Genomic DNA, 14,159 nt, shown 5'->3' on the forward strand with positions numbered 1-14,159 from the left:
TTAGAGATTGTAGTATGCAGGTGTTAAAATACTAAAAGGCAGGTGGTTAAACTTGTTTTTGCTATGGGTAGAAATAGTAAGCAGGTATAAAAGCAGTTTTCAGGAGCGATAGTAAAAAACTGAAATTGCAGCAAGTACGGCAGCAGTTACTGCTACCATTTTGAAAAGAGAATAAAGAGAATAACAATGGCATTGAATAAATACAGCCGCATCTATACCCAGGACGACAGCCTGCCAGCCTCTCAGGCCATGCTGATCGGCGCGGGGCTTTCGGAAGCTGATCTCCGCAAACCATTTGCAGGCATTTGCTCCACAGGCTTTGATGGCAACACCTGCAACATGCACCTCAATGGCCTGGCCGATGAGGTAAAGCGTGGGGTGAACCAGGCAGGCATGGTGGGACTACGCTTCAATACCATCGGCGTGAGCGACGGCATCACCAACGGTACACCAGGTATGCGCTATTCGCTTGTGTCGAGGGAGATCATAGCCGACTCCATCGAAACCATGGCCGGCGCTCATAACTATGACGCTTTGGCCTGCGTGGTAGGCTGCGACAAAAACATGCCGGGTTCACTCATGGCCATGGCCCGCCTGAACCGTCCTTCACTCATGGTGTATGGCGGCACGATCAAAGGCGGGGAGTTCAAGGGTGAAAAGCTGAACATCGTTTCGTGCTTTGAGGCCTACGGTAAAAAGCTGAACGGGCAACTTTCAGAAGAGGATTACAGGGGCATTATCCGCAATGCCTGTCCGGGGCCGGGTGCCTGTGGGGGTATGTATACGGCCAATACCATGGCTTCTGCCGCGGAGGCCCTGGGGATGTCGGTGCCTTTCTCTTCTTCAGCGCCCGCTGCCAGCCAGTCCAAAAAGGAAGAATGCCTGAGCACAGGGGATTACCTGCTTCGTCTGCTGGAAATGGACCTGAAGCCGCAGGACATATTGGTGAGAGAGGCCTTCGAGAATGCCCTGGTCCTGATCACGGTGCTCGGAGGCTCTACCAATGCCGTTCTGCACCTGATCGCGATTGCGCATGCTGCAGGTGTAAGACTAAGCCTGCAGGATTTTCAGTCGGTGAGCGACAGGGTGCCCGTGCTGGCTGACCTGAAGCCAAGTGGAAAATACCTGATGGAAGACCTGTCTGCCGTGGGTGGCGTGCCTGCTGTGATGAAGACACTGCTGAACGAAGGTTTGATCACTGGCGATCTGCTGACAGTGACGGGCAAAACCGTGGCTGAAAACCTGGCAGGCATACGACCGCTGGGTGAGGAGCAAGACCTGCTTCGCCCGCTTTCGAACCCCATCAAGGCAGACGGACACATCCAGACCCTGTATGGCAACCTGGCTCCGGAGGGGGCGGTGGCAAAGATCTCGGGTAAAGAAGGATTAACCTTTGAAGGCCCCGCCATTGTGTTCAATTCCGAAGAAGAGCTGAACGAAGGTATAGCAGAGAGGAAGATCAAGGCAGGCCATGTGGTGGTGATCCGCTATGTGGGTCCTAAGGGTGGACCCGGTATGCCGGAGATGCTCAAGCCTACTTCTGCCATCATGGGTGCAGGCCTGGGAGATAAAGTAGCCCTGATCACCGATGGCCGCTTCTCTGGCGGCACGCATGGCTTTGTTATTGGGCACGTTTGTCCCGAAGCTTACGACGGCGGCACGTTGGCCCTGGTAGAGGACGGCGACTGGATCTCACTTAATGCCACGACCAACTCCATTCACCTGCATGTGGAAGACGCGCTGCTGAGCCTGCGACGCGACAAGTGGGTAAGGCCGGCTGCAGGAGCAGCCAAAGGCGTCCTGCTCAAGTACATCAGAACCGTGAGCGACGCCAGTAAGGGATGTATAACAGATTTAGAAGAAACCCATGTCAACGAAAGAGAAACCAGCCCCGGCATTGCCTGATAATGCGAAAATTGTGTCAGGGGCAGAGGCAGTCATCCTCTCCCTGATGGCCGAAGGTACAGAAACAATCTTCGGCTACCCAGGCGGTGCGATCATGCCGATATACGATGCGCTCTACGATTATGCTGATCAACTCAACCACATCCTGGTGCGCCACGAGCAGGGTGCCATTCATGCGGCACAAGGCTTTGCCAGGGTAACCGGTAAAGTAGGTGTATGCTTTGCCACCTCTGGTCCGGGGGCTACTAACCTGGTAACCGGGCTTGCGGATGCCAAGGCAGATTCTACGCCCCTGGTATGCATCACCGGACAGGTGGCAGCTCCTCTGTTGGGTACGGACGCTTTTCAGGAAGCTGATGTAATCAGTATTACAACGCCGGTTACCAAGTGGAATATACAGGTAACGGACGCTGCTGATATTCCGGCAGCTATCAGCAAAGCCTTTTACCTGGCGCAGAGCGGCAGGCCAGGGCCGGTGCTACTCGATATTACCAAAGACGCACAATTTACAAAAGCACCTTTCAGCTATGAGAGATGCACAGAGGTTAAACACTATGCACCCAAACCGCCGCTTAGCATTGCAGCGGCGGAGCAGGCTGCGGACCTTATAAATAGTGCAAAAAAGCCACTTATTCTGGCCGGACAGGGGGTACACCTGGCAGGAGCGCATGAGGAGTTGCTGGCGTTGGCTGAGAAAGCCGATATTCCGGTAGCCACCACCTTGCTGGGCCTGTCGGCTATACCTTCCGAACATCCGCTTAACGTGGGGCTATTGGGTATGCATGGCAACTACGCACCTAACGTGAAAACAAACGAAGCTGACCTGATCATTGCTGTGGGGATGCGTTTCGATGATCGGGTGACCGGCCGTACCGATACCTACGCCAAGCAGGCTAAAGTCATACACATCGACCTGGACCCTGCTGAGATCAACAAGATCATCAGAGCAGATGTGGCTTTGGTGGCAGATGCCAGAGAAGCGTTGGCGGCATTGTCTGTTCTTGCGGAGGAAAACGAGCACAGGGAGTGGCTGCAGGAATTCCAGGTGTGTATGGAGAAGGAATATGAGAAGGTGGTGCGCCATGACCTGTTTCCTGCTGATGAAAAGATGATCACTATGGGAGAGGTGCTCCGCTTCATCAACGAGACGGCAGAAGCAGACAGCATCCTGGTGACGGATGTGGGGCAGCACCAAATGGTCGCGTCCCGCTATTTTAACTACCGGCGTCGCAACAGCAACGTGACCTCCGGCGGCCTCGGCACCATGGGGTTTGCCCTTCCGGCGGCCATCGGCGCCAAGGCCGGACGTCCAGAGGCCCAGGTGATTGCCGTGATCGGGGACGGTGGTTTTCAAATGAACATCCAGGAACTCGGCACGATCATGCAAACCGGCCTGGCCGTGAAGGTGATCATCCTGAACAACAACTACCTGGGTATGGTGCGCCAGTGGCAGCAGTTATTCTTCGAGAAACGCTACTCCTTTGTAGAAATGGAAAATCCGGACTTTGTGAAAATAGCACAGGGCTATGGCATTCGGGCCAGAAAAGTTGAACGGCGGGAAGAACTGCAAGCCATACTGGAGGCTGTTCTCGAAAGTCCGCATGCTGAGGTGCTGGAGGTGCTAGTAGGCAAGGAGGACAATGTCTTTCCCATGGTTCCTACGGGAGCCTGTGTCTCAGAGATCCGGCTGGAGTAGGCGTCGCCAACCAACTTTATAAAGAATCCAATGGGGAGAACCTCGGGTGATTTCCTTTTTTCAAATGATTAACACTAAGACAATGCAAGAGTCATTCATCTTCACGATCAGCGCAACAGCGGACAAAACGATCCTGGGACGTATCGTGCAGCTTTTCACGCGCCGGAATATTGCTTTTCAAAACCTGATTGCCTCCAGGCCGGATGACGAGGCAAACTATCACTATCGCATCGAAGCCAAAACAACCCAGCGTTGGGCGGAGCAGATCAACAAGGAGCTGAGGCGAATTATCGGAGTGGCACATGCGGCTGTCCTGCGACAGGAGGAAGTGGCATGGATGCCGGTAGCCTTGTATAGGATCAACCGCAGGCAGCTGCCGCAGCCGGTGCTGGAGCATATCTTACTGGCTCACCAGGCCCGGCTGCTGACTGCCGACTCAGAGAGTATTGTGCTGGAGAAGGCAGGGGATGCCGGTTCATCTCTAGCGCTGCTCGAGGCACTACAGCCATACGGTGTGCAGGAGGTTTCAAAGTCTGGTGCCATGATCATGGCAGGTTAAGCTGCAGGCAAGAGATAAATTCTTTAAGACATATCTGAAAATCTAAACTAACTCATTAATAAAAAACCTTATGGCAACTATCAAATTCGGAGGAGTAGACGAAACTGTAATAACGCGCGAAGAATTTCCACTCGCCAAAGCGCGGGAGGTACTGCAAGACGAGGTAATCGCTGTGATCGGCTATGGCGTGCAGGGCCCGGGGCAGGCACTCAACCTCCGCGACAACGGCTTCAATGTAATCGTGGGCCAGCGTAAGAATTCCTCTTCCTGGCAAAAAGCCTTAAACGACGGCTGGGTGGAAGGAGAAACCCTGTTTACAATTGAAGAAGCAGCTGAGCGTGGCACGATCATCGCCAACCTGCTCTCAGATGCGGGGCAGATTGCTGTATGGCCTACTCTAAAGGAAAGGCTGACTCCCGGCAAGTCACTGTACTTTTCCCATGGCTTCGGCATTACCTTCCATGACCATACCAGCATCGTGCCGCCTGCCGATATTGACGTAATATTGGCAGCCCCTAAGGGTAGCGGTACCAGCCTGCGCAGACTATACCTGCAGGGTGGCGGTCTCAACTCTTCATTTGCCGTGTACCAGGATGCAACAGGTAAAGCTTATGAAAAGGCCATCGCCATGGGGATTGGCATCGGTTCCGGCTACCTGTTCGAAACTGATTTCCAGAAAGAGGTATACAGCGACCTGACAGGCGAGCGCGGTATATTGATGGGTGCGCTGGCTGGTGTCATCGAAGCCCAGTACCAGGTGCTGCGCCAGCGTGGCCACTCTCCTTCAGAGGCATTCAATGAAACAGTAGAAGAGCTTACCCAGAGCCTGGTGCCGCTGGTAGGCGAAAACGGTATGGACTGGATGTTCTCTAACTGTTCAGTAACCGCGCAACGTGGTGCTCTTGATTGGAAAGGGAGATTCAAAGAAGCTACACTTCCTGTGCTGAACGAACTGTATGATAGTGTGGCCTCCGGCGCTGAGGCGGAGCGGACGATACAGCGAGGCACTACGCCGGGCTATCGTCAGGAACTGGAAGCAGAGCTGCAGGAGTTGCGGGAATCAGAGTTGTGGCAGACGGGTGCGCGGGTAAGAGAATTGCGCTCGGTCAGTAAATAAATTCAAATGAATAAAGTAGAAACCGATACCGATTTCCTTGTTTCGCTGGAAAAAGTGGAACAGGCGTCGCAAAGGCTAAGGGGCGTCATCACGAAAACGCCCCTTTTGCAAAACCTGTGGCTGTCGCAGCTCTATAGTGCGAATATCTACCTGAAGCGGGAAGACCTGCAAGTGGTGCGCTCCTACAAGATCAGGGGTGCCTACAACAAAATGGCTACTCTGCCACCCGAGCAGCGCGAGAATGAAGTCGTTTGCTCCAGTGCCGGCAACCATGCGCAGGGCGTAGCTTACGCATGCCAGTTGCTCGGCATCAGAGGGCACATTTTTATGCCGGCCACCACGCCAGCTCAGAAGGTGAACAAAGTGCGCCTTTTCGGCAAAGACAAGGTAGAGGTTATCCTGACAGGTGCGACTTACGATGATACCTTCCAGGCTGCCAAAGAATTTTGCGATAGCCGGGGCAGTACTTTTATTCCACCCTTTGACGATTTGGCCATTGTGGAGGGCCAGGCGACCGTAGGTATGGAAATCCTGCGGGAAGCGGTTGGTCATATTGACTACCTGTTCATGCCCATCGGTGGCGGCGGACTGGCCTCGGGTGTTGCAAGTGTATTCAGGCAGCTGAGTCCCCGAACCAGGCTGATTGGCGTACAGCCGCTCGGGGCTCCGTCTATGTACAGGTCAGTGAAAGAGCAGCAACGCCTGACGCTTGATTCGATCGACAGCTTTGTAGATGGGGCTGCCGTCAAATGTCCAGGCGAACTCACCTTTGGCATCTGCAGGGAACTACTGGATGATATTGTGTTGGTGCCGGAAGGGCAAATCTGCGAAGACATTCTGAAGATGTACAATGAAGATGGCGTAGTGCTGGAACCCGCCGGTACACTGAGCATTTCGGCCCTCAAATCCTATGCGGATCAGTTAGTGGATAAGAACGTGGTGTGCGTCATCAGCGGCAGCAACAACGATATCACCCGCATGGAGGACATCAAGGAAAGGGCTATGAGGCACCAGGGCCTCAAGCACTACTTCATGGTCACGTTCAGCCAACAGCCGGGCGCATTACGCACGTTTGTGAATCAAGTGCTGCATCCGCAGGATGACATCATCCATTTTCAGTATATCAAGAAGAACAACAAAGAAAAAGGTCCTGTTTTTATAGGTATAGAAGTAAAGCAACCGCACGATGTAGAAGTTATCAAAGCGCGCATGGATGCGGAAGGCTTCAACTATGAGTACCTGAACGGGAAGCAAGACTTTCTTAGCCTGCTTGTGTAAGTGAAAGCTATGAAAACAACTTAAAGTCCTCCGGCCACCACCAGAGTACCAGGAGTCCGCCGAGCAGCACAATGCCAAACAGGAGTGAAACCTTGGCGAATAGCTTGCTGTTTCCCAGAAAACCGGCCAGGGCACCCTTGAAAGCGACATTGGAGAGGGCAGCCACCAGAATAATGCGCCAGCCGTTGTCGGGCGACAAATTGCCGATGTTCATCAGGCGGGAAGTAGAGAGCGTAATGGCGTCCACGTCGGTCAGGCCCGAAATGATGGCGACGATGTACAGGCCGCTGTCGCCGAGGTAGTCATTTGCAGCAGCTGTCGCCAGGATCACAATGCCGTAAATAGCACCGAAGACGAGGGCTGCTTTCAGTTGGGCGGGGTTTTCCTGCTCGGGCATGTGGTCACCTTCCTCTTTGTTGGTGAAGTAGGCGATCAGGCCGGTCACGACCATCAGCCCCACCACAACCAGCAGGGGAGGGGCTACCTGGGGCATTACACCCGGCGCCACGATCAGGATCTCCGTCAGAATTCTGAAAAAAGCCACCGTAGAGGCGATGAAGATCACAATGGCTGCCAGCTGGCTGCTTCCTTTGGACTCCTTGGCACGGCGGGCATAGCTTACTGTGGTAGCAGTGCTCGAGATCAGTCCGCCTAGCACTCCGCCCAGGAAAGTGCCTGCCTTATTTCCGAAGATCTTATACACGAAATAGCCCAGCAGCCCTATACCTACGATCAGCACCACCATCAGCCAGATGTTGTAAGGGTTGAGTACCTCGTAAGGGCCGAAGGCCTCGTTTGGCAGGATGGGCAGGATAACGAAGGAGATGACCACGAACTGCATGATGGCCGTCAGGTCCTGCTGCCCGATGCGCGATACCATATGGTGCAGGGTGTCTTTGAGGTGGAGGAGAACCGCCACGGTAGCGCCCAAAGCCACAGCCACCGTCTTGCTGCCGTACACCAGGTAGGCGCCTACCGCAAACATGAGCAGAAGGGCCGCTTCCGTCGTTTGGCCAACATCAGGCGAAGGCTCCTTTTTTTTCATCAGGTTGGCTGTCACTACAAGGGCGGCTGTGGCCAGCAAGCCGGCTGCTACGACCCATGCGCCCATCTCACGGGCCATCAGGGCAGTGAGGGTGCCAAAGAGTGTGATGAGAGGGAACGTGCGGATGCCGGCAATCTGGGCATTGTCATGCTGCCGCTGCAGACCAACCAGCAGGCCCAGCCCCAGTGAAATAGCAAGTATCTGGAAGAGTTCCTGTTCCATGCAGGCGGTGTATGGGCTATAAGTATGATGCTAAGATACAGCCCTAAATGATAAAAGTATAGCCGGGGCTATACTTTTATCAGACAATCGCAATATATAGCGGAAGGTATGCTTATTCGGCTCCTTCCTGCAGCAGTGTGCTGCTGATGCGCTTCAGCTCCGTTTCGGCGGCTTTTGCCTGGAACTGGATGTCGATCAGGCGGTTTTCGGCTACGAGTTGGTTACGTTGTGCCTCACGCAGTTCAATGGCCGTCAAAAGGCCCAAACGATAGCGTTCCAGGGCAATGGCGGCGTTTTCCTGGGCCAGGGTCAGGTTGGTTTCTTCTAATTGCAGCAGCTGCAGGCGGTTGGTGTACTGGCTGTAGGCCCGGGCCAATGCGGCATCCAGCAGGTTCTGCTGGCGCTTATACTCCAGGTTGGCAGACTCCAGGTTGATACGGGCATTTTGAGCCAGGCGGTTTGTGTTGAACCCCCTAAAAAGAGGCAGACTCACACTCAGGCCATAGTTATACCCCCGGTTCTGGTTAAAGAGTGGCGAGAATTCGTTCAGCGGTTCGTTCTCTGAGCGGTTGAAGTTGTAAGCGCCCACCACCCCGATCACAGGGAAACGGCTGGCACGAACGGATTTAATGTCCAGGCTGGCGATCTCCTGGTTGAGCTTGAGACGGCTCAGGAGCGGGTTGTTGGCCAGCATACCTGCATCCGCGTTCCCGTAGTTCAGGTTGGGGTCTACTACAATGGAGTCAATCGCGACAAAGTCGATGTTCGGGTCGCGGCTGAGGAGTTGGTTCAGGTTGATCTTGGCATTCTGCAGTGCCTCCTGTTGCACCAGCAGCTCCGAGCGGTCGGTGTTAAAGTCCACCTGCGCACGCAGAATCTCCACCTTGGCGCTTACCCCCACCTCGTACTGCGCCTGGGCGATGTCCACCCGCGCCTGCGAGATGGCGATGGCATCTTCAATGGCCTGCATCTTTTTGGACTGACGCACCACTTCAAAGTAATTGTCGAAAATGTTGGCAAGCGTATTCTGCACGGTCTCGCGGGTGAACAGGGCACCGGATTTTTCCAATGCCTTCAGCCGTTCGTAGTTAATGAACATGCCCATGCCGTCAAATATGGTCCAGTTCAGGTTGATGCTTCCATTGAGGTTATTGGAGCTGGCACCATTACGGGTACGGTCCGGACCTGTCTGAAACGACTGGCGGGAGTTGTTCTCACTAAAGGTACGGCCTCCTCGAGCATCCACATTCGGAAGAAAACCAGCATTGCCACGGGTGACGTTGTTCTCGGCAATGGCCTCCTGCCTGCCGGCGATCTGGATGTCGTAATTGTTTTGAAGCCCTATGCGAATGGCATCCTGCAGCGAAAGCTGTTCCTGCGCGGCAAGTTTGTGGGGGAAGAGCAGCACTACTCCCAGGAGGAACAGTGCTGCAACTTTAAGTGGGGACATTATATTAGAATGCAAAGGTTTAAATCTTAGCGTCAGAGATTCGGTTTCAGGTATTATTTGCTCAGTGCGGGTTCTCTTTCCCGCCTGCGTTCCAGCTCTTCGTCCTCGTCTTTATCCGCCATCAGGGCAAGGTTTGCCTCCGCGGACGAGAAGTACGAATAGATAGCAGGAATGATGTACAAGGTCAGACCAGTAGCGAAAATAAGGCCACCTACCACGGCTATACCCATCGAGACACGGCTCTCGGAGCCGGCACCCCACGCCAGTGCGATCGGCAAGGTACCCAGAATGGTCGACAAGCTTGTCATCAGGATAGGGCGGAAGCGTGACACCGCGGCTTCTCTGGCCGCTTCCAGCTTGCTCAGGCCCTGTTCTTTTTTCTGGTTGGCAAATTCCACGAGCAGGATACCGTTCTTGGTTACCAGACCCACCAGCATGATCATGCCGATCTGGCTGAAGATATTGAGTGTCTGATCAAAGTACCACAAGCTCAGCAAAGCTCCAGCCAAGGCCAGCGGCACCGTGAACATGATGATGACCGGGTCGCGGAAGCTTTCGAACTGTGCTGCCAGGGCCAGGTAGATTAGGCCAAGTGCCAACAGAAAGGCGAACATCAAACTGCCCGAACTCTCCTGAAAGTCCCTTGACTGACCGGTCAGGGAAGTCTGGAACGTTTCATCCAGTACGTCTTTTGCAATAACGTCCATGGCCTCTATGCCATCACCAATGGTATAGCCCTTATTCAGGGTGGCACTGAAGGTGGCAGCAGCAAAACGGTTGAAACGGTATATCTGAGGCGAGGAGCTTTCCTCTTTTAATTCGATCAGGTTGTCGAGTTGTATCAGTTCACCGGCGTTGTTTTTCACGTAAAGACTGCGCAGGTCCAGTGGTTCGCTGCGGTTTTCGCGCGCTACCTGGCCCAGTATCTGGTACTGCTTGCCACCGCGCACAAAGTAACCAAAGCGCTGGCCGCTTAGTCCCAGTTGCATGGTTTGGGCCACGTCACGCACAGTCACACCCATCGATAGGGCCTTTTCACGGTCAATCTCCACGCGTAGTTCCGGCTTGTTGAACTTCAGATTAACATCCACAAAGTTGAAGACCTGGTTCTGGCGGGCCGCCTCGAGGAAAGGAGGAATGATTTCGCGCAGTTTGGCCATACTCTGGGCCTGCACTACATAAGATACAGGTTGGCCTGCACCACGGCCGCCACCCAGGCCTTTGTCGCCGGCGGCGAAAGCACGGGCACCCGGCACCTGGTTAAGCAGAGCAGGAAGTTCATCCACAATCTGCTGCTGCGATTTGCTTCGCTCACTCGGGTCGACAAGACGGAGGCGTATAAAACCAGAGTTGGAGTTACGAGTCATCGTGGTCATGCTGCTGATGCCCTCCACTGAATCATTCACCAGCGCAGAAAGCTCGTTCATATACCTGTCCATGAACTCGAACGAGGCGCCCTCAGGGCCAGTAGTCTGGATACGGAGTCCACTTCTGTCCTCATCCGGAGTCAACTCAGAGCGCATGGTAGAGAACTGCCACCAGATGATGCCAGCAGACAGGATTACCAGCACGAAGGCCACCCAGCGGTACGTCAGGAAGCTATTCAGGCTGCTTCTGTAGGCGTTGGTTAAGGAAGCAAAAAAGGGCTCTGTTTTGCGGTAGAACCAGTTTGGCTTATCGCGGTGCTTCAGCATGCGCGACGACATCATCGGCGTAAGCGTGAGCGAGACAAAGGAGGAGATGATCACTGAACCCGCCACCACTATACCGAATTCCCGGAAGAGCCGGCCTGTCGTATCCTCGAGAAAGGCAACCGGCATAAACACGGCAGCCAGTGCGACAGTGGTAGAAATAATGGCGAAGTAAATTTCCTTTGCCCCCTTCTTGGCCGCTTTCATCGGTTCCTGCCCGTCTTCAATACGGGCATAGATATTCTCCAGCATCACAATGGCGTCATCCACCACCAGACCAATGGCCAGCACGATGCCCAGCAAAGTGAGCACGTTGATGGAGAAGTCCATCACGTACATGATAAAGAAGGTGCCCACCAGCGAGACAGGTATAGCTACTATCGGGATGAGCGTCGAACGCCAGTCACGCAGGAACAGGAAGATAACCACCACCACGAGGCCAAAAGCCACGAAAATGGTTTCCTGCACCTCTGCGATAGAGGCCCTTACATACTGCGAGTTATCGAAGCCAATAGTCAGCTCCAGATCCTCCGGAATGTCTTTCTTGATGTGCTCCAGGCGACGGTAGAACTCGTCCGCAATCTCAACCTGGTTCGTGCCGGGCTGCGGGATGATCACGACACCAATCATCGGCACGCCGTTGTAGCGCAATACTGTTTTTTCGTTTTCAGGGGCCAACTGGGCATAGCCAATATCGCGGAAGCGGATCAGGCGGGTGGCATCTTCGCGCACTACCAGGTTGTTGAATTCCTCTGGCGTGGAAATACGGCCCATGGTTCTCACCGAAAGCTCGGTGGTGGCACCCTCGATGCTGCCTGATGGCAGTTCCACGTTCTGGCGGGCAAGCGCGTCTCGCACTTCCAGCGGGGTTACCTGCAGCGCAGAAAGCTTGTCAGGGTCCATCCAGAGGCGCATGGAATAACGCTTGTCACCCCAGATGTTGATGGCACTTACTCCCGGAATGGTCTGTAACTGCTCTTTGAAAACGTTATTTCCAATATCAGAAAGGTCGAGAAGAGAGCGGGTTTCGCTACGTATACCCAGGAAGATGATCGGGTTGGCATCCGCGTCGGCTTTAGACACGGTTGGGGGCTCTGCATCTTCCGGAAGGCGTCGCTGTGCCCGGGCTACGCGGTCGCGCACGTCATTGGCGGCGGCTTCCAGGTCCACGTCAAGGTCAAACTCCACGGTAATGTTACTGCTCCCCTCGCTGCTCGAAGAGGTAAGGGTGCGGATACCGGCAATACCGTTAATCGACTCCTCGAGCGGCTCTGTGATCTCCGACTCGATCGTCTCGGCATTGGCACCGGCATAACTCGTCGATACGTTCACGATAGGCGGGTCCACGCTTGGGTATTCGCGCACACCCAGGTAGGTGATGCCAATAAATCCGAACACCATGATCGTGATACTCATCACGATGGCGAGCACGGGGCGCTTAATACTTATATCTGATAAACTTGCCATAATTGTCTTTTGCTAAACAGACCAGGAGCTGGAACAAAAATTCACCCCTTCTTACTCAATTTAACGCCACTAAGGGTGTTATTGTGATACTTCAGATGTTACTACTCTTCTGATGTTCAGGTCAGAGCCGGGGCGTGTCTGCAATATACCTGAGCTGATGATGGTGTCACCGGGCTCAACCCCTTCAATGATCTGAATGAGGGTTTCGGAGCGCTGGCCGATCTTCACCATCTGTGGCTGTGCTTTTCCGTTCTTGGCCAGGAAAATCTTGTGTCCTGTCGCCTCCGGTATAATGGCCTCTGTCGGGATCAGGATCGCCTCGTCCGTGTCCGCCAGGCTAAGCTCCACCTTCACAAAAGCGCCAGGCTTTATTTCCTGTTTGCTGTTCTCGTAGAGGGCGCGCAGTTGTAGGGTGCGTGTGGCAGGGTCAATGTTCGGCTGCACGGCGTAAATCGTCGCCTCATACCGCTCAGCGCTGCCTTCGGAAGTGAAGGTGATCTTGTCGCCCACTTTTACGGATTGGCTGTAGCGGCCAGGTATAGAAAAGTCGATTTTAAGGGGGGTGATGTCGACAATACGGGCGACAGGCGTGGTGGGGGTTACATAACTGCCCTCACTTACCTGGCGCAGGCCGATCACGCCATCAAACGGCGCGCGCACATAGGCTTTGTCCAGGGTGGCTCGCAGTGCCTGTATGTCTGCTGTGGCGGTGGCCAGTTGGTTGCTCACCTGGTCGTACTCCTGGCGGCTGATGTATTCTTTCTCCAGCAGGGTGCGCTGGCGCTCTTCCATATCGCGGTACAGCTTCTGGTTAGACTGCAGTTTGGCCAGCTGGGCACGCAGGTCTGCATCGTTCACGGTCATCAGGAGCTGTCCTTTCTTTACCTGGCTGCCTTCTTTGAAGTTAATGGCCGTTACGCGGCCGGATATTTCGCTGCGCAGCTCCACATCCTCATTCGGCATAACGGAACCGGTGGAGGTAATCTTGTTCTGGAAGGCAGTATGAGAGACTACGAATACGTCCACGGCTACTTTCTGAGCCATAGGTCCGCCCGTAGGTCCGGCAGCTTTTGTTTCTTCGTTCCCAGAAAACACTTTGCTGTACAGTAGGTAACCCACAAAGGCGGCAACTACCAGGAGAAGGATGGTTTTGACAGTTTTGTTCATTTAGGTTTAAACTTCGATTCGAGGTGCATGACCTCAAAGGTATAAAATTCTGGTTTGTATTAAATGTATAGACAACAGCAAAAAACGACTAAATTTACATGCTTATCATGGTAGTAAAAAGCATGGGCTAGCTGAACTCTACCAACTGACGCTATTATAAGACAAACGGTAGCTCCAGAGGTTTAAAAACGAATAAAAGAAATTGCGCAAAGGTATGAGCGACAACAAGAAAAACTTTTTTGAGGATGTGTATGAGGTAGTTAAGCTGATCCCGGAGGGGCGGGTGACTTCGTACGGAGCCATTGCCAGCTACCTGGGCTCCAAGGGCTCGGCCCGCATGGTGGGCTGGGCACTGATCGCTTCGCAACCCTTTGCCGCCATACCTGCGCACCGGGTCGTCAACCGGGTAGGCATGCTCACAGGCAAGCAGCACTTCGAAGATTCCAGCGCCATGCAGGAGCGGCTGGAGCAGGAGGGCGTCAAGGTGGAGAATGACCAGGTGGTGGAGTTCGAGAAGCTGTTCTGGGACCCGGCGAAGGAACTGCTGTAAACCAAAAAGAAA

The 14,159-nt window shown here is 54.0% G+C and carries 10 protein-coding genes; 6 read left to right on the plus strand and 4 right to left on the minus strand.

What is annotated here, in order from left to right; all coding sequences use genetic code 11:
• Positions 1-186: 186 nt before the first annotated feature.
• From ilvD to ilvA, 5 genes are all read left to right on the plus strand, one after another.
• Positions 187-1,905, plus strand: coding sequence for a dihydroxy-acid dehydratase (gene ilvD / locus IEV97_RS15395; RefSeq protein ID WP_188502389.1), 1,719 nt, complete (start codon positions 187-189; stop codon positions 1,903-1,905).
• On the plus strand, positions 1,868-3,601 hold the full coding sequence (gene ilvB, locus IEV97_RS15400; protein ID WP_188502390.1) for a biosynthetic-type acetolactate synthase large subunit: 1,734 nt from the start codon (positions 1,868-1,870) through the stop codon (positions 3,599-3,601). The genes ilvD and ilvB overlap by 38 nt, the downstream gene beginning before the upstream one ends.
• Before the next feature lie 82 nt (positions 3,602-3,683).
• Positions 3,684-4,160: a hypothetical protein gene (locus tag IEV97_RS15405; protein ID WP_188502391.1), complete on the plus strand. Its 477-nt coding sequence runs from the start codon at positions 3,684-3,686 to the stop codon at positions 4,158-4,160.
• Between the two features lie 70 nt (positions 4,161-4,230).
• Positions 4,231-5,277 carry a ketol-acid reductoisomerase gene (gene ilvC / locus IEV97_RS15410; RefSeq protein ID WP_188502392.1) on the plus strand — a complete coding sequence of 349 codons (1,047 nt, stop codon included), beginning with the start codon at positions 4,231-4,233 and terminating at the stop codon, positions 5,275-5,277.
• A 6-nt stretch (positions 5,278-5,283) separates the two neighbouring features.
• On the plus strand, positions 5,284-6,555 hold the full coding sequence (ilvA, locus tag IEV97_RS15415) for a threonine ammonia-lyase IlvA (protein WP_188502393.1): 1,272 nt from the start codon (positions 5,284-5,286) through the stop codon (positions 6,553-6,555).
• Positions 6,556-6,562: 7 nt separating this feature from the next.
• Here ilvA and IEV97_RS15420 read toward each other — a convergent pair whose 3' ends face one another.
• The 4 genes from IEV97_RS15420 to IEV97_RS15435 all read right to left on the minus strand — a co-directional run bounded on the left by IEV97_RS15420 (position 6,563) and on the right by IEV97_RS15435 (position 13,597).
• Complete coding sequence (locus IEV97_RS15420) at positions 6,563-7,822, minus strand: MgtC/SapB family protein (RefSeq protein ID WP_188502394.1); 1,260 nt, start codon at positions 7,820-7,822, stop codon at positions 6,563-6,565.
• A gap of 112 nt (positions 7,823-7,934) precedes the next feature.
• Positions 7,935-9,272, minus strand: coding sequence for a TolC family protein (locus IEV97_RS15425; RefSeq protein ID WP_188502395.1), 1,338 nt, complete (start codon positions 9,270-9,272; stop codon positions 7,935-7,937).
• Between the two features lie 53 nt (positions 9,273-9,325).
• The gene (locus tag IEV97_RS15430; protein WP_188502396.1) at positions 9,326-12,430 is read right to left on the minus strand and encodes an efflux RND transporter permease subunit; all 3,105 of its coding nucleotides are present in this window, start codon (positions 12,428-12,430) and stop codon (positions 9,326-9,328) included.
• 78 nt (positions 12,431-12,508) lie between these two features.
• Positions 12,509-13,597 carry an efflux RND transporter periplasmic adaptor subunit gene (locus tag IEV97_RS15435; protein ID WP_188502397.1) on the minus strand — a complete coding sequence of 363 codons (1,089 nt, stop codon included), beginning with the start codon at positions 13,595-13,597 and terminating at the stop codon, positions 12,509-12,511.
• A 214-nt stretch (positions 13,598-13,811) separates the two neighbouring features.
• On the opposite strand from IEV97_RS15435, the gene IEV97_RS15440 reads away from it, so the two are divergent.
• Entirely contained in the window at positions 13,812-14,147 is a 336-nt protein-coding gene (locus IEV97_RS15440; protein ID WP_188502398.1) for an MGMT family protein, read from the plus strand.
• Positions 14,148-14,159 lie beyond the last annotated feature (12 nt).

This window comes from Pontibacter amylolyticus, assembly GCF_014638845.1.
Lineage (GTDB): Bacteria > Bacteroidota > Bacteroidia > Cytophagales > Hymenobacteraceae > Pontibacter > Pontibacter amylolyticus.

What these genes read in the sequence shown, in the direction of transcription:
- IEV97_RS15435 (WP_188502397.1), bottom strand. Translation starts at nt 13,597, where the DNA reads ATGAACAAAACTGTCAAAACCATCCTTCTCCTGGTAGTTGCCGCCTTT.
- IEV97_RS15440 (WP_188502398.1), top strand. Translation starts at nt 13,812, where the DNA reads ATGAGCGACAACAAGAAAAACTTTTTTGAGGATGTGTATGAGGTAGTT.
- IEV97_RS15425 (WP_188502395.1), bottom strand. Translation starts at nt 9,272, where the DNA reads ATGTCCCCACTTAAAGTTGCAGCACTGTTCCTCCTGGGAGTAGTGCTG.
- ilvD (WP_188502389.1), top strand. Translation starts at nt 187, where the DNA reads ATGGCATTGAATAAATACAGCCGCATCTATACCCAGGACGACAGCCTG.
- ilvA (WP_188502393.1), top strand. Translation starts at nt 5,284, where the DNA reads ATGAATAAAGTAGAAACCGATACCGATTTCCTTGTTTCGCTGGAAAAA.
- ilvC (WP_188502392.1), top strand. Translation starts at nt 4,231, where the DNA reads ATGGCAACTATCAAATTCGGAGGAGTAGACGAAACTGTAATAACGCGC.
- IEV97_RS15430 (WP_188502396.1), bottom strand. Translation starts at nt 12,430, where the DNA reads ATGGCAAGTTTATCAGATATAAGTATTAAGCGCCCCGTGCTCGCCATC.
- ilvB (WP_188502390.1), top strand. Translation starts at nt 1,868, where the DNA reads ATGTCAACGAAAGAGAAACCAGCCCCGGCATTGCCTGATAATGCGAAA.
- IEV97_RS15405 (WP_188502391.1), top strand. Translation starts at nt 3,684, where the DNA reads ATGCAAGAGTCATTCATCTTCACGATCAGCGCAACAGCGGACAAAACG.
- IEV97_RS15420 (WP_188502394.1), bottom strand. Translation starts at nt 7,822, where the DNA reads ATGGAACAGGAACTCTTCCAGATACTTGCTATTTCACTGGGGCTGGGC.